Source organism: Allobosea sp. 05T422_2 (genome assembly GCF_056396265.1).
The window spans coordinates 1-14,754 of sequence record NZ_JBFTLD010000030.1 but is presented as its reverse complement, the minus strand read 5'-3'; the positions used below and the strand labels follow the sequence as shown (position 1 = coordinate 14,754).

Below are 14,754 nucleotides of genomic sequence, written 5' to 3'. Positions count from 1 at the left end.
TTCACTGTCGGCGTAGCACATCCGTCGCCAGATGGTCGGACGAAACACCATCGATGAAAAAGACCGCGCCGGACGAATTGCGCATGCGCAAGGGCAGGATAGCCTGATAGGCCTCTGATTCGTACCAGGCCTTCGCGGCCGCACGGTTCGGGAACTCGATCACGATCAGGTCGCCCGACCAGCTGCCCTCCAGCAGCTCCGGCGGATCGCCATGGATGATGAAGCGCCCCTGGAACGGTGCCAGCGTCGCATCGATACCTTCGAGATAGCCAATGATCTCAGGTCCCAGAGCGACGTGGGTGAGGTGGGCCATGGCGTAGGTCTTCATCGTGAAATCCCCTTCGTTGTCAGCCGGGCTGGTCTGCCGATGTCGCGACCTTCGCCTGCAGATGGAATGAAGTCGATTACCTCCAGGGTTATCGCGGCAACCCGTTCGCAATCCCGCCGCAAACCCGCGCGACAGCTGGGGCATGACCAAGCGTCTCCTTCGTTCGAGGGAGAGTTGACCATGGTCCGCTTCGACGGGGCGCTGGTCTATCTCGCGCTCTGTCATGCGCCGGATCCGCAGGTTCTGTGCGTCACCTATGCCGAGAATGGCAGCAAGCTCGGCGACCGGGTCGTGGCCAGCGGCAGCTTCGAACGGGTCGGACCCAACCATGTGAAGCTCGATCCCTGTCTGCATCACGAACCGGACAAGGAGAGGCCGCGCTAAGGCATCGGCCCGAAAAGTGGATTGCGGTTTTCGGAAAAGCCGATGCAAAGACAAAGGGTTAGATCATCGGACTGGATACGATATCCGGTCCGATGATCTAAGGCATCGGCTCGAACAATGGATTGCGGTTTTCGGCACAGCCGATGATCCAAGGCCGTCCGGTGCAGCACGCGGTCAATCGGCGGCKAGCTTCTGGGCGAGCGGGCTGACCGCGTCCTCTGCCAGCATCGCGACCGGCTTGTCGGTGACGAGATACTGCGCCCGCGCGAGCGCGGCGAAGCGTCCGCCCCTGGCGACGAGTTCGTCGAAGGAGCCCATCTCGATGACGCGGCCCTGCTCGAAAACGAGAATCCGGTTGGCGTTGCGGATGGTGGCCAGGCGGTGCGCAATGACGAAAGTCGTGCGGCCCTTCATCACCTCGTCGAGCGCCTTCTGGAGCTTCACTTCCGTGGCAGCGTCGAGCGCGGAGGTGGCTTCGTCGAGAATCAGGATCGGTGGGTTCTTGAGGAGCGCGCGCGCGATCGAAAGGCGCTGGCGCTCGCCGCCAGACAGCGTGCGGCCGCGTTCGCCAACCAGGGTGTCGAGCCCGTCGGTCTGGCGCGCCATGACTTCGGTCGCCTGGGCCCGGTCGAGCGCCTCAAGCATCTCGGCATCGGTCGCGTCGGGCTTGCCGACGGTGAGATTCTCGCGGATCGAGCGAGCGAAGAGCATCGGCTCCTGAAAGACGACGCCGATATTGCGGCGCAGGCTGAGCAGCGAGATGTCCCGAATATCACTGCCATCGGCGAGGATACGGCCGGATTGCGGATCGAAGGCGCGGTGCAGCAGGCCGAGCGTGGTCGACTTGCCGGAGCCGGTCGAGCCGACAATGGCGATGGTCTCGCCGGGCTCGACGGCGAAGGACACGTCGGCGACCGCCGCGCGCTTGCCGTCATAGGAGAACGAAACGTCATCGAAGGTGATGCGGCCCTCGAGGCGGCCGACATCGGGCGCGCCCGGGAGATCGCGCACGGCCGGCATGGTGTCGAGCACCCCGAAGAATTCGCGCATCTTCGGCGCCTGCATGAAGATGAAGTTCACGAAGGAGACGATCTGCTCAAGCCGGCCGACCAGCATGGTGGCGAAGCCCATGAAGGTGACGATTTCACCGACGGTTGTCTGCCCCATCATCAGGAGCCAGGTGCCGACGACGAAGATCGCCAGCACGGTGAGCGTTGCCGAGGCGCGGGTTGCCACCGTCGCGATCGCCCACCAGGACAGCACCGGAAGCTGCGCCTCCAGCAGGCTGGCGATGGTGGAGCGCAGGCCGCGTACCTCCGCTTCGATGCGGGTGAAGCTCTGGATCACCGGGACATTGCCGAGCGCGTCCGAGGCGCGTTCGKCAAGGTTGGAGTGGTAACCTTCKACATTGCTCTGGAGCTTTTCGGTCTTGCGCAGCACGAAGGCCGTCAGCGTGCCAAAGAGCACGACGAGGCTGATCAGCAGCAGCCCGAGCTGCCAGTTCTTCCAGAGGGTGAAGGGCAGCAGGATGAAGAGCGCGACGAAGCTGGCGCAGTGTTCGCGGAAGAAGGAGAGCCATAGCGCCCACATGCCGCTGGTGCCTTCCAGCATCACCTTGAGCACCCGGCCGGAATGAGTCTGGGTGTGGTAGGCCAGCGGCAGGGTCAGGGCATGCTCGAAATAGTCGGCCATCACGGCGAGGCGGCGGCGATGGGCCAGCCGGTCGGCATGGAGGGCGACGAAAACGCTGGCTCCGATATTGAAGAGCCCGAAGCCGACCCAAGCCGCGATCAGGACATTGATGTCGCTCCAGTTTGGTCGCTGGCCGGAGCTCTGGATGCTGGTCAACCTGTCGATCAGCGTGCCGAACAGAATCGGCTCGGCGAAGGCTGCGGCCGCCAGCAGGATATTGGCGAGCGCAAGGATCAGCCCCAGCCGCTTTTCGGGGCCGAGTTCGCCGAGGACGCGGGCATAGAGCGCAAACAAGGACATCCGCGGAGCATTATCCGAGCCGCGGGCCTGAGCAAGTGCTCAAGCTTAACGCTTCGTTCAAACCGCTCCCGCTATGGTTACCAGACTGCCAAGACAGGGCGCTGCGCGGGTGCTGGATCTGCGTGGATCAGGATGGCTTAAATGGATATCGCAACCGGCGTCGGCATTCTGGGCGGTATCGCGACAATCATTTCGCTGATCATGATCGATGGTGGCAATTTCGCCGCCTATTGGGATAAGCACGCCGCGATCATCATCTTCGGTGGTGCCTCGGCCGCGACCATGCTGCGCTTCCCGTTCACCGTGATTGCCCATGGCATTCCGATGGGCTTCCGTTTCGCCTTCACGATGCGCTCGATCCATCCGCGCGAGTTGATCGACGAGATCACGCGCGTCGCCGAGATCGCCCGCAAGAGCGGCCCTGTCGCGCTGGAAAACGTCGAGGTCTCCGATCCGTTCCTGGCCCAGGGCCTGCGCTACATCGCCGACGGCTATGACAAGGAGTTCATCCGCGACACGATGGAGCGTGACCGCGACAACTTCCTGCAGCGGCTCGACGAGGGTTCGAAGGTCTATCGCGCCATCGGCGACTGCGCCCCGGCCTGGGGCATGATCGGCACGATTCTCGGCATGGTGACGATGTTCGCCAATATGAGCGACCCGTCCAAGCTTGGCCCCGCCATGGCGACGGCGCTGCTCGCGACGCTCTATGGAGCGATGGTCGCGAACATGTTCACGCTGCCAATCGCCGACAAGCTGCATATCAAGCTCGAGGAAGAAGAGATCTCGCGCACGCTGATCATCGACGGCGTCCTGCAGATGCGCGATGCCAAGAGCGCGACGCTGGTGCGCGAAATGCTGCTCGCCTATCTCCCCGACCATCATCGGGCCGAGATGGCCCAAGCGGCCTGACGGAAACCTGAGCGATGGCGAAGAAAAATCGCGGCGGCCATGGCGGTCACGGCTGGTTCGTGACCTTCGCCGATCTGATGGCGCTGCTGATGGCGTTCTTCGTCATGGTCGCGGCCTATTCGAGCCAGGACAAGAACAAGCTCCAGATCGTCGCGGGCTCGATGCGCGAGGCTTTCGGCACACAGACCGACATGCGGCTCGCCGGCATCGTCGAGGTCGACGGCATCCCGACCAAGACCCATATCAAGAACGCCTATATCCGGCCGCTCAGCGATGCGTCCGACACGACAGCGCCCAACCACAACCAGCAGAAGGAAGACGGCCTGGTCTCGGCGACGCATGACCGTGGCTTTGCGCTCGCGGCCGCCTCGCTCCGGCAGGCCCTGCGCGAGATGCCGGAGATCGCCGAGCTCTCGCGTAACATCCTGGTGGAGGTTTCCGAGGCGGGCATCGATATCCAGCTCGTCGATCAGGATGGGCGGGCGATGTTTGCCGAGGGCTCGGCGCAGCCGAACGAGCGCATGCGCAAGCTGCTCGCGGCCGTCGCCCCGACGCTGCGGCGGATGTCCAACAAGATCGCGATCACGGGCCATACGGCGGCGCCACGTCCCGGAGCGGCCCCGGAAGGCAATCCCTGGGAGCTCTCCGTGGCGCGTGCCGCGGCGGTCCGCGAGATCCTCAGCAATACGGGTGTCCCGGATGACCGCTTCGCCTCCGTCACCGGCAAGGGCGACACCGAGCCGCTGATCAAGGACAATCCTTATCTCGCCTATAACCGCCGTGTCGGGATCGTCCTCAAGGCGGATGCACCGCCGCTGCCCTTCGGCGCGAAACCCTGAGGCAGCTTCGTCTCAGCGCGTCAGCCTTGCCTCAGGGGGCGAGGATCAGTGCCCAGTAGACCTGATATTTCGAGCCCGGCGCATAGGCGGTGGCAATGCCCATGCGGGTGGCGCCCGGCGTCTTCATGACACGGTCGTGCTGCGGCGAGTCGCGCCAGCCCGAGAAAGCTTCGGCCAACCGCCGATAGCCGGYGGACAGATTGGCTTCCGCTCCCGGCTGGCCGGCCCGCGCCAGCCGCGCCTTGACGGCTTCGGCCTGGACTGGCTTGTCGGCCGCGGCCATGGCGCCGGCCTCCTGCTCGGCAGCCTCGACCAGGGCCGGATCAAGTTTCAGCGTGCCGAGCCCGTGGTTCATCCGGTAGGCCGAGATCATGGCGCGCGCCTCATTTGCATCGACCCGGGCCGAGGGCGAGCCGAGATCGCGGTAGAAAGCGGGCTGGCTGGTCCGGGCAGGCTCGGTGCAGCCGGCAATGCCGAAGACGGCGAGCGCACCGGCGACGAGGGCGGGGCAGGTCACGGTTCGGTGCGCCACGGCGGCTGCACGGAAAGGCTTGGGCATCGCATCATTCCTTGCTGTCGTCCTTGGACGCATCCTTGGCCGGCTCGGGCGCGTGCGTGGTTTCGCGCCGCACCTGCTCCTCCGGCTCCTCCTCCTCCCCCGTCTCACCGTTGAGGAGGCGGGGCCTTGATGCGCGCGCGGTGGTTACGGCTTTCTTGCGATGCGAAGGCTTTGTTTCGCGCCCGACGGCGGCGGCGATGTCTCCGAGCGATTGTTMGATTCCGTCGAGGCCCTTGACGAGCAGCTCTGCGCCGGCTGCCGGCCCTTCCATTTCGGTCAGGCGCTTGTGAATGGCGAAGTTGAGATCGCTGGTGACGCGGCCGACGATGTCGACATCCGCGACGACGCAGATCAGGTCGAAATCCATCGTCGAGGTGCCGATCTTCTTGAACTGCACGGTTGGCGGCGGCTTCTGTAACACGTCGCCATGGGAGTGGGCGGCCTCGGCGAGCATCGTGCGCACGTCGGACGCGTCCAAACTCCTGGGCACGGTGATCGAGATCAGCGAGCGGCCGGTGCGATCGGCGCGCACCCGGTTCCTGACCACACCCGAGACGAGGTTGGAGTTCGGCACGATCACGGTCGAGCGATCGAAGGTCGCGATCTCGGTCGAGCGGACATTGATGCGCTTGACGATGCCTTCCGCGTCGCCGACCACGACCTGATCGCCGACCCGGATCGGGCGCTCCCACAGCAGGATCAGCCCCGAGACGAAATTCGAGACCACGGACTGCAGGCCAAAACCGATACCGACGGAGAGGGCGCTGGCGACGAGGGTCAGGCGTTCGAGGCTGAGACCCAGCGCAGAGACGGAGAGCGCGACGGCTGCGGCATAGCCGAGATAGCCGGCGGCGGTGATGATCGAGTTGCGCAAACCGGTATCGAGCTGCGTCGTCGGCAGGAACTTGCCTTCAAGCCAGCCCTGGGCGCCGCGTGTCGCCGTCAGGGCGAGCGCGAAGAGCAACCCGGAGACGATGATCGAGGACAGCGAGATCGTGACGCCGCCGACCTGGAAACCGAAGAAGGCGGCGCGCAGCGATGTCAGGAAATCGACCGATTCCAGGCCCCAGGGGGCCAGCGCGAGCATCAACGTCACCACGATCAGCACGAGCTTGAGCAGCCCGGTGACGATGACGGCGATCTTCTGCAGCGCCGAGCCCCGGATGCCGACGCCGGCCTTCAGGGTCAGCGCGAAATGTCCGTTGCCGGTCAAGAGCTCGCTGATGCCGAGATCGAGYAGCTGGTAGGCAAGGACGAACAGGCAGGCGAGAATGCCGAGCCAGAGCACCTGCTCGGTCAGGAAGGAGGCGAAGACGACATAGCCCGTCAATGCAGCCAATGCGATGACGAGGCCGACGATCCAGCCGAAGATGCGGATCGGCCCGAGCGAGGCGCCATCGACTGCCACATAGGGGCCGAGACAGGCCTCCTCCTCGACTTCCTTGTCGTCGCGAAGCTGGTAAAGCCCGGCGATCAGGACCGCCGCGAAGACGAGCACAACCACGCCGCGGACGACAATCGACGATGCCAGGCTGGCGGCGATGGCCTGGAGCCAGGCCTCGAGCACCTTGCCGGTCGATACAACGAGCGCGAGCGACGCCGCGATCCAGACCACGGTCCGGGCCGTCGAGTCCATGACGCTGACAAGGCGCCGCTGCGGCTTGTTGGGAGCAAACAGCGCGTCGGCCAATGCCTGGACGAAAGCGAAGATCGCGAGCCCGACGACGATCGCCCAGATGACCGGCTGGATGCGTGGCGGCAGGAGGCCCGCAGTTTTGAGCGCGGCGTAGATCAACCAGCTTGCGAGCGCCGGTGGGGCCGCACCGGCCACGATATGGGCGAGCGCGACGTGAAGGCAGCGCAAGCTGTTGGTATCGCCTGTTGGATCGAGCCGTTCCGCAAAGCGCGGCAGGTAGCGTGCACGGGCGACGTAGAGCAGGATCGCGCCGAGGAGGGCGACAGCGACAAGCGCTCCGCGGGCCGTGCTGGATGCTTCGACGACGACGGAGAGCCAGTCCCCGAAGATCAGGCCGGACGCGCGCATGTCCTCCGGCGAGGTCGACAGTGCTGCGCCCCAGAGCTCCGGGTTGACGATGGCGGGCCCCGGCGCGAACAAGGCCTTGGCGAAGAGGTCGCGGCGCCGGTCGCCGATGCTGGCCAGAAGCTGTTCTGCCTGGAGAAGGGCCGAGCGCGAGATCTTCAAAGTCTCGTCAGCGTCGGCAAACGCCTTCTCTCGCGTTTCGCGCTCTCGGACGACTTCGGCGGATTCGGCCGGCGCCTTTGCGTCGGGCTTCGGGCCAAGCTGCTCGATGCGCAACTTGGCCTGCTCGGTCTTCGGAGCCTGTTCCTCGGTGATATGGCGGAGCTGTTCGAGCAGAGGCTGCAGCCTGAGCCGGTGGCGCTGCAGCTCGGCATCGGTCGCATTCGGATTGGCGAAGAGGGTCTCGATCTGGGCGAGTTCGGCACGCGCTGCGTCGAGACGCGTCCTGGCCGGGGCCGGATCGGGAGCCTGGGCCCAGCTCTGTGCGGCAAAGATCAGGGCTATGGCCAGAAGCCCAAGCGCTGCCAGTGCGGCGCGCCACGCCGTGGCGATGGAAACCTCTCGTATGGCGCGGGCCGTCATGGCGATCCTGGCTCGTTCAGGCTGATTCGACGCGATGCCGCACCTCGCCCTCTCCAGCTGCGTAAGGCAAGGCGAGATCGGAAAATGCGTCGGATGGGGCAAGGACGGCACCTTGTTGCTGGGAATGCCGAACTGGCGCCTGATTCATCACATTGATGTGAGAAATGGAGCAGTCAGCGAAATGCGAGGATTGCCCTGATCGTCGATAATCAGGACGTGATCATGGCGATCAGGGGGCTGATTGCGCATTTTTGGGTCGATCCTGCTGGGATCGTACAGGTCATCCCGGAGCGGAGCGTCTGGGATACGGGCGCGGCGCTCGCACTTTTGGCATTGGCTCAAGGTCGCTTTCTGGATTTCAATCTCATCTAAATACAATCTGTCCGCGTGCCCGTTGGCACGGTGGACTCCTGGCGAGGCGCGCTGGCTCTCTCGCCACTCTTCTGAAATCGAACCGGGAGGTTGCGGTGGCGAAGCTGAGCATAAACGGCAAAGTGGTGGATGTGGCGGTCGATGGCGACACGCCGCTGCTTTKGGTGATACGCGAAAAGATCGGCCTGACCGGAACGAAATATGGCTGCGGCGTCGCGCAATGCGGTGCCTGTACCGTGCATATCGACGGGGTCGCGGCGCGCTCCTGCGCTCTCCCCGTGAGTGCCGTTTCGGCGGAACAGAAGATCGTCACCATCGAAGGGCTTTCGCCGGATGGATCGCATCCGGTGCAGAAAGCCTGGATCGCTCATGATGTTCCGCAATGCGGCTACTGCCAGAGCGGTATGATCATGGCCGCTGCTGCGCTCCTCCAGGCCAATCCCAAGCCGAGCGACGCCGATATCGCCAATGAAATGACCAATATCTGCCGTTGCGGCACCTATACGCGGGTCAAGGCGGCAATCCTGGATGTGGCGGCCAGCGGCACGCTCGGCCGGGGCTAAGCCTCTTCGCGTCGGCCCGGCTGAGCGTCGGTCCGCATGTTTCACGTTTCGCCTGGGTAGGGTCGAGCGCGACGGGCCAGGTGCCCTTGCTCCCCTGCTTCCCTAACGGAATCTGGAGAACGATATGATTTCTGCCTCGGCTGACACATCTGCGACCCTGTCCCGCCGCACCATGCTCGCCGGCTCCGCTGCGGCGGCCGGGGCCTTCACCTTCGGCTTTGCCATACCGTTCGCTGGCGAGGCGATGGCGCAGGGGGCCGTCAAGGAAATCAATGCGTGGGTGGTGGTCCATCCCGACGACAAGGTGGTGATCCGCATCGCCCGCTCCGAAATGGGGCAGGGGACGCTGACGGGGCTCGCCCAGCTCGTCGCCGAGGAACTGAACTGCGACTGGGCCAGGGTGACGACCGAATATCCGACGCCGGGCMAGAACGTCGCGCGCAACCGCGTCTGGGGCAATTTTTCGACGGGTGGCAGCCGTGGCATCCGGGAATCGCATGAGTATGTCCGCAAGGGCGGCGCGGCGGCGCGAATGATGCTGATCCGGGCTGCCGCGAACCAGTGGAGCGTGCCGGCGGCGGAGTGCTCCGCCGAGAAGAGCATCATCACGCACAAGGCTTCCGGCCGCTCGCTGCGATATGGGCAGGTCGCCGAGGCGGCGTCGAAGCTCGAGGCTCCCAAGGATGTTCCGCTCAAGGATCCGAAGGACTGGACGATTGCCGGCAAGCCGCTGAAGCGGCTCGACACGGTCGACAAGACCAATGGCGCCAAGATCTACGGCATCGATCTGAAGATGCCCGGCATGCTCAATGCCGCAATCAAGGACTGCCCGGTCTTCGGCGGCAAGGTGAAGAGTTTCGACGCTGCCAAGGTCAAGGCCATGCCGGGTGTGACGCATGTCGTGCCGGTGGGCGAGACGGCCGTCGCCGTCGTCGCCGAGACCTGGTGGCAGGCGAAGACGGCACTCGATGCGCTGCCGATCGAGTGGGACAATGGCGAGAATGCCAAGGTCTCGAGCGAGAGCATCGCTGCTTGGCTCAAGGAAGGTCTCGATGCGCCCGAAGCCGTCATCGGTAACCAGGTCGGAGACGCGAAGGCTGCGATCGCCAAGGCGGCGCGTGTCGTCGAGTCGGTCTATTCCTACCCCTTCCAGAACCACGCCACGATGGAGCCGATGAACGCGACGGCGCGCTACACGCCGGAGCGCTGCGAGGTCTGGACCCCGACCCAGAACGGGGAGGCGGCACTGGCTGCGGCGTCCGAAGCCTCGGGACTGCCGATCGCCAAATGCGAGGCCTACAAGATCGATCTTGGCGGCGGGTTTGGCCGGCGCGGCGCGGTGCATGACTGGGTCAGGCAAGTGGTTGCCATCGCCAAGCAGATTCCCGGCACGCCGATCAAGCTTGTCTGGTCGCGCGAGGAGGACATGCTGCATGGCCGCTACCACCCGGTGACGCAGTGCAAACTGACCGGCGGGCTCGACAAGGATGGCAATCTGACCGGGCTGCACATGCGCATTTCCGGCCAGTCGATCGTTGCCGGCATCTTCCCGCAGAACATCCAGAACGGGCGTGACCCCGCCGTCTTCCAGGGCCTCAATCCCCCGGGGCCGGAGGCTTCGATCGGATATGGCATCCCGAATCTGCTGATCGACCATGCGATGCGCAATCCGCATGTGCCGCCCGGCTTCTGGCGCGGCGTGAACCTGAACCAGAACACGATCTATCTCGAATGCTTCATGGACGAGCTCGCCCATGCGGCGGGCAAGGACCCGCTCGAATTCCGCCGGGCGCTGATGAAGAACCATCCCAAGCATCTGGCAGTTCTCAATGCGGTCGCCGAGAAGGCGGAATGGGGCAAGACCCTGCCGGCCGGGGTCTATCGCGGCATCTGCCAGACCATGGGTTTTGGCTCCTATGTCGCGGCGGTCGCGGAGGTTTCGGTCAGCGCAGAGGGCAAGCTGAAGATTCACCGTATCGTCGCGGCGACCGACCCGGGCCACGCCGTCAACCCGGCCCAGATCGAGCGCCAGGTCGAGGGCTCCTTCGTCTATGGCCTTTCGGCGGCGCTCTATGGCGAGTGCACGGTCAAGGACGGGCGCATGGTCGAGGAGAATTTCGACACCTACACCGTGCTGCGCCTGGATGAGATGCCGGTGGTCGAGACGGTGATCGTTCCGTCCGGCGGTTTCTGGGGTGGCGTCGGCGAACCGACGATCGCGGTTGCCGCCCCGGCGGTGTTCAACGCGATCTTCGCGGCGATCGGCAAGCGTGTGCGCTCGGTCCCGCTGAAGAACATGGATCTGCGGAAGGCCTAGGACCCGGCGTGTGACGCGCCTCGGCTTCGCCACAGCCCTCCTGCTCGGAGGACTGGCTTCCTCCCGGCCGGGCGCGGCGCTGGAGCCCTACGCCGTCGTCGGGGACGCGATTCCAAAGGCTCTCGGCGCGCGTGTCGGCGATGTGGCGCGAGGGCAGGCCATCCTGCGCGACCGGGAGCGCGGCAATTGCCTGATCTGTCATCAGGGGGCGGATCCGGCAGAGCCGTTCCAGGGTGCGATAGGACCGCCACTGGCCGGCATCGGGGCCCGGCTCGACGCCGGGCAGATCAGGCTGAGGCTGGTCGATTCATCGCGGCTCAATCCGGAGACGGTGATGCCGCCCTATTACCGGACCGAGGGCTTGCACGATGTCGGCCCGGTCTATCGTGGCAAGCCGGCTCTGTCGGAGCAGGAGATCGAGGATGTCGTTGCCTATCTCGCCACTCTCAAGACATTCTGAGTCCGCCCCGAGCCGGCGTGACATCGTCGTCGGTGCTGCGGCCGGGATCGGCCTTGCCAGCCTGCCGAAGGTGGCGATGGCTGCGACGCAGCCGGCGCTGCCGGAGCTGATCGCGCGGCTGACCGATGGCGCGGTGCCGGAGCGCGGCAGGATCACGCTGGAGATTCCGGCGCTCGTCGAGAACGGCAATTCGGTCGATACGAGTATCGTGGTCGAGAGCCCGATGACGGAGGCGGACCATGTCCGCTGGATTCATCTTATCGCCGAGAAGAACCCGTTCCCGGACATGGCGCGGTTTCATCTTGGCCCCCGCTCCGGCCGCGCCGAGGTCGCGACCACTTTGCGGCTGGCGACCTCGCAGAAGGTTACCGTCGTCGCTGCGCTCAGCACGGGGGGCTATCTCATGAGCGATGCCGATGTCGTCGTGACGTTGAGCGCCTGCATCGACGGCGGATGAGGAGAGATCTCCGATGGCATTCAACGCCCGCATCAGCATGCCGACGGAAGCTCGCGCCGGCGAGATCATCGAGATCCGCGTTCTGACGCGGCATCCGATGGATCGCGGCGGCCAATCCGACGGCAAGGGAGGCACCGTTCCGCGGAAAATCCTGAACCGGCTGACGGCGACCTATTCCGGGGAACCGATCTTCCGGCTCGACATGTATACGGGGGTCTCGGCCAATCCCTTCGTCTCCTTCACGACGCGCGCGGTCGAGACGGGCGACATCGTCTTCGAATGGCGCGAGGACGGCGGAGCGGTCTTCACCCGGACGGCCAGGCTGACGGTGACGTGAGCCCGGGCGATGTGGTTGAAGCTGGCCTTGGGACTCCTGATCGCGACGCTCGGCACAGCCGCGGGCGGCGAAGAGATCACCTCGGGGAGCGCCTTCCTGTCGCCCGATCTGCGCCGGCAGCAGGATGATCCGACGCGAAACCCGGCCTGGTTCTGGGTCGAGCAGGGTCAGGAACTTTTCAGTCGCAAGCCGGGGGCCAGCCAGGCCTGCAGCCAGTGCCATGCCGAGCCGGAGAGGAGCCTGCGTGGCGCGGCGACGCATTATCCGCGGGTGGATGCCGGCACCGGGCAGCTCCTGAATCTCGAGGGGCGCATCGAACAGTGCCGCGTGGAGCGGCAGAAGCAGCCGGCCTTCGGCTATGAGAGCGGTGAGCTTCTGGCGCTGACGGCCTATGTCGCTTCGTTGTCGCGGGGCTTGCCGATGGACGTCGAGACCCGCGGTCCGGCACAACCTTTCTACGACGCGGGCAGGGCCTTCTTCGAGCGCCGCCAGGGGCAGCTCAACCTCTCCTGCAAGCAATGCCATGACGGGCTGGTTGGCCAGAAGTTGCGCGGCGACACGATCAGCCATGGCGCGGGGACCGGCTATCCGGCCTATCGGCTGGAATGGGACGGCGTCGGTTCGCTGCATCGGCGCTTGCGCGCCTGCTCGCTCGGCGTCCGGGCGACGCAGTTCGACTACGGCGCGCCGGAATATCTGGCGCTCGAGCTCTATCTTGCCGGGCGTGCGCGCGGCCTGCCGATCGAGACGCCGGCCATGCGGCGTTAGATCATCGGACCGGATATCGTATCCGGTCCGATGATCTAACCATCTGTGATTRCATCKGCTTTCCCGAAAACCGCAATCCACTTTTCGGGCCGATGCTTTAGCTCTTGGCGGACCGACCGGGAACCGTCACGATCCCGGCACATTCATGTCGGAGATCCGGCGAATGCCTCGCCTGCCTGTCCTGCTTGCCGCCCTCGGGTTCGCCAGCGTTGCCGTTGCCCAGCCGGCTCCMGAACCTCCGGCTGCTGTTGCGGTCCCGTCGAGTCCGGCGCCCTTCGTTCTGAAGGACACTGAGGTCCGGACGATCCATGCCAAGACGCTGCAGCGCGACTACGAGATCTATGTCAGCCTGCCGGTCTCCTATCACTCCTCGCCACGCCGGCGCTTTCCCGTGCTGTTCGTCACCGATGCCGATTACGCCTTCCCGCTGGTGCGCAGCATTGCCCGCCGGGTCGGCAATCGCGGCCAGGGGCTGGAAGAGTTCATTCTGGTCGGTCTCTCCTACGCGCTCGGCGACACGCCGCAGTTCAGCCGCCGCCGGGACTACACGCCGACGCCCAATGGCGAAAAGACGAAGGACGAATCCGGCCGGACACCGATCTTCGGCGAAGCAGAGCCCTATCGCCGCTTTCTTGCCGACGAGGTGATGCCCTTCGTTGCCGCGACCTATCGCACCGACACCAATCGCAGCATCTTTGCCGGCCATTCCTATGGCGGGCTGCTCGGCGTCCACATCCTGCTGACCGAGCCGAAGATGTTCTCGCATTATATCATCGGCAGCCCTTCGCTCTGGTACGACCAGAAGGTGATGCTTGCGCGCGAGCGCACCTATGCCGAGACGAACAAGGACCTGAAGGCCGATGTGCTGATGGCGATCGCTTCCTTCGAGACGATCAGCAAGGCCTCGCCGCGCTATAGCGGCAAGCTCGACATGATCGCCGACCTGCAGGAATTCGAGAAGGCGCTCCGCTCGCACAACTATCCCKGCCTGAAGCTGACCACGGAGATCATCCAGGACGAGGATCATCTCACTGTCTTCCCCGCGATCATCACGCGTGGGCTGATGTGGGCGCTGCCGGCAAAGCGGAGCTGAGCGGTCAGCCCTTCTTATCGTCGGCCTTTCCATTCTTGGCCTTGCCGCGGCCCTTCGGCTTCGTCCGGTTCTGGTAGCTTGCATTGCCAAGGCCGGTGCCGATGGTCAGCACCGCCCAATGCTCGACATCCTGCATTGACGGCATCTCGCTCAGTCCCTGGATGACGGCGTCGTTATGCATCACGACCGTCGTCTCGTGTCCGCCGATCTCGGGGACCATCTCGCGGATGCTCTCGACCAGGTTGAACCGGCTGCTTTGCCAGTTGCCAGGCAGGTTCTGCGCGCCGCGGTCGATCGAGCCGTCCCGTTCGATCAGGCCGGGGCAGCCGACGCCGATAAAGGGAGCAACGCGGAGGCCCGCCTTGCCGGCCTGCTTGATCTGGGCATCGAGCATCTTGCCGAGCCGCTTGATTGCGTCGTCGCGATTGGTCTCCTCGTCGGCGTGGCGCCAGAGTTCGGATTGCCAGACCTTGGCCTTGGCGAGGTCAGGCGCCTTGTCCTGKCGCAGCTCGACGATGCCGGCGCGAATATTCGAGCCGCCGATATCGACGGCGACGAGGCTGTCATAGGCCTCGAAGATCCATTTCGGCGCAAGATGGGCGCTACCGACCAGCCCGGCCTCGTCGGGATGATGGCGGATCGGCACAAGGTCGATACTATGTCCGTCGGTCTGCAGGATGATGCCGGCACGCGCGATCGCAAGCTCGCCGACCCTGCTCTGGCGGAATCCGCCGCCGACCACGATACGCT

16 protein-coding genes are annotated in these 14,754 nt (G+C 65.0%); 11 read left to right on the top strand and 5 right to left on the bottom strand.

Annotation, left to right across the window (positions count from 1 at the left end; translation table 11 throughout):
• Position 1: 1 nt before the first annotated feature.
• A complete protein-coding gene (locus AC1DJT_RS08240; RefSeq protein WP_441505717.1) occupies positions 2–328 on the bottom strand; it encodes a DUF1330 domain-containing protein in 327 nt (108 codons plus the stop codon).
• A 180-nt stretch (positions 329–508) separates the two neighbouring features.
• Here AC1DJT_RS08240 and AC1DJT_RS08235 point away from each other — a divergent pair, with 180 nt between their 5' ends.
• A complete protein-coding gene (locus AC1DJT_RS08235; protein WP_476769437.1) occupies positions 509–712 on the top strand; it encodes a hypothetical protein in 204 nt (67 codons plus the stop codon).
• A gap of 174 nt (positions 713–886) precedes the next feature.
• Here the strand turns inward: AC1DJT_RS08235 and AC1DJT_RS08230 are convergent, their stop codons facing one another.
• A complete protein-coding gene (locus AC1DJT_RS08230; protein WP_476833884.1) occupies positions 887–2,704 on the bottom strand; it encodes a glucan ABC transporter ATP-binding protein/ permease in 1,818 nt (605 codons plus the stop codon).
• A gap of 141 nt (positions 2,705–2,845) precedes the next feature.
• Between AC1DJT_RS08230 and AC1DJT_RS08225 the strand changes: the two genes are divergently transcribed.
• Together AC1DJT_RS08225 and AC1DJT_RS08220 are read left to right on the top strand one after the other, a co-directional pair.
• Complete coding sequence (locus tag AC1DJT_RS08225) at positions 2,846–3,616, top strand: motility protein A (protein ID WP_441505715.1); 771 nt, start codon at positions 2,846–2,848, stop codon at positions 3,614–3,616.
• A gap of 14 nt (positions 3,617–3,630) precedes the next feature.
• Positions 3,631–4,455, top strand: coding sequence for an OmpA/MotB family protein (locus AC1DJT_RS08220; RefSeq protein ID WP_441492520.1), 825 nt, complete (start codon positions 3,631–3,633; stop codon positions 4,453–4,455).
• A 31-nt stretch (positions 4,456–4,486) separates the two neighbouring features.
• On the opposite strand, the gene AC1DJT_RS08215 is transcribed toward AC1DJT_RS08220, so the two are convergent.
• Both AC1DJT_RS08215 and AC1DJT_RS08210 read right to left on the bottom strand, forming a co-directional pair.
• On the bottom strand, positions 4,487–5,014 hold the full coding sequence (locus AC1DJT_RS08215; RefSeq protein ID WP_476833883.1) for a CAP domain-containing protein: 528 nt from the start codon (positions 5,012–5,014) through the stop codon (positions 4,487–4,489).
• A gap of 4 nt (positions 5,015–5,018) precedes the next feature.
• Positions 5,019–7,637: a DUF3772 domain-containing protein gene (locus AC1DJT_RS08210; protein ID WP_476833882.1), complete on the bottom strand. Its 2,619-nt coding sequence runs from the start codon at positions 7,635–7,637 to the stop codon at positions 5,019–5,021.
• A gap of 222 nt (positions 7,638–7,859) precedes the next feature.
• On the opposite strand from AC1DJT_RS08210, the gene AC1DJT_RS08205 reads away from it, so the two are divergent.
• The 8 genes from AC1DJT_RS08205 (at position 7,860) to AC1DJT_RS08170 (ending at position 14,004) form a co-directional block, all read left to right on the top strand.
• Positions 7,860–8,009, top strand: coding sequence for a hypothetical protein (locus tag AC1DJT_RS08205; protein ID WP_441505713.1), 150 nt, complete (start codon positions 7,860–7,862; stop codon positions 8,007–8,009).
• A 95-nt stretch (positions 8,010–8,104) separates the two neighbouring features.
• On the top strand, positions 8,105–8,572 hold the full coding sequence (locus tag AC1DJT_RS08200; protein ID WP_476833881.1) for a (2Fe-2S)-binding protein: 468 nt from the start codon (positions 8,105–8,107) through the stop codon (positions 8,570–8,572).
• A 124-nt stretch (positions 8,573–8,696) separates the two neighbouring features.
• Positions 8,697–10,889: a xanthine dehydrogenase family protein molybdopterin-binding subunit gene (locus AC1DJT_RS08195; protein WP_476833880.1), complete on the top strand. Its 2,193-nt coding sequence runs from the start codon at positions 8,697–8,699 to the stop codon at positions 10,887–10,889.
• Between the two features lie 10 nt (positions 10,890–10,899).
• Positions 10,900–11,349: a sulfur oxidation c-type cytochrome SoxX gene (gene soxX / locus AC1DJT_RS08190; protein ID WP_441505710.1), complete on the top strand. Its 450-nt coding sequence runs from the start codon at positions 10,900–10,902 to the stop codon at positions 11,347–11,349.
• A complete protein-coding gene (locus AC1DJT_RS08185; RefSeq protein ID WP_441505709.1) occupies positions 11,312–11,806 on the top strand; it encodes a thiosulfate oxidation carrier protein SoxY in 495 nt (164 codons plus the stop codon). Before soxX ends, AC1DJT_RS08185 begins: the two co-directional genes overlap by 38 nt.
• 13 nt (positions 11,807–11,819) lie before the next feature.
• On the top strand, positions 11,820–12,143 hold the full coding sequence (locus AC1DJT_RS08180; RefSeq protein WP_069878835.1) for a thiosulfate oxidation carrier complex protein SoxZ: 324 nt from the start codon (positions 11,820–11,822) through the stop codon (positions 12,141–12,143).
• 9 nt (positions 12,144–12,152) lie between these two features.
• Positions 12,153–12,911 carry a sulfur oxidation c-type cytochrome SoxA gene (gene soxA / locus AC1DJT_RS08175; protein WP_441505708.1) on the top strand — a complete coding sequence of 253 codons (759 nt, stop codon included), beginning with the start codon at positions 12,153–12,155 and terminating at the stop codon, positions 12,909–12,911.
• Positions 12,912–13,074: 163 nt separating this feature from the next.
• Complete coding sequence (locus AC1DJT_RS08170; protein WP_476833879.1) at positions 13,075–14,004, top strand: alpha/beta hydrolase; 930 nt, start codon at positions 13,075–13,077, stop codon at positions 14,002–14,004.
• Between the two features lie 4 nt (positions 14,005–14,008).
• Here the strand turns inward: AC1DJT_RS08170 and AC1DJT_RS08165 are convergent.
• The coding region (locus AC1DJT_RS08165) for an ROK family protein (RefSeq protein WP_476833878.1) at positions 14,009–14,754 on the bottom strand (746 nt) is incomplete at its 5' end.

What these genes read in the sequence shown, in the direction of transcription:
- AC1DJT_RS08240 (WP_441505717.1), bottom strand. Translation starts at nt 328, where the DNA reads ATGAAGACCTACGCCATGGCCCACCTCACCCACGTCGCTCTGGGACCT.
- AC1DJT_RS08235 (WP_476769437.1), top strand. Translation starts at nt 509, where the DNA reads ATGGTCCGCTTCGACGGGGCGCTGGTCTATCTCGCGCTCTGTCATGCG.
- AC1DJT_RS08225 (WP_441505715.1), top strand. Translation starts at nt 2,846, where the DNA reads ATGGATATCGCAACCGGCGTCGGCATTCTGGGCGGTATCGCGACAATC.
- AC1DJT_RS08220 (WP_441492520.1), top strand. Translation starts at nt 3,631, where the DNA reads ATGGCGAAGAAAAATCGCGGCGGCCATGGCGGTCACGGCTGGTTCGTG.
- AC1DJT_RS08205 (WP_441505713.1), top strand. Translation starts at nt 7,860, where the DNA reads ATGGCGATCAGGGGGCTGATTGCGCATTTTTGGGTCGATCCTGCTGGG.
- AC1DJT_RS08185 (WP_441505709.1), top strand. Translation starts at nt 11,312, where the DNA reads ATGTCGTTGCCTATCTCGCCACTCTCAAGACATTCTGAGTCCGCCCCG.
- AC1DJT_RS08180 (WP_069878835.1), top strand. Translation starts at nt 11,820, where the DNA reads ATGGCATTCAACGCCCGCATCAGCATGCCGACGGAAGCTCGCGCCGGC.
- soxA (WP_441505708.1), top strand. Translation starts at nt 12,153, where the DNA reads ATGTGGTTGAAGCTGGCCTTGGGACTCCTGATCGCGACGCTCGGCACA.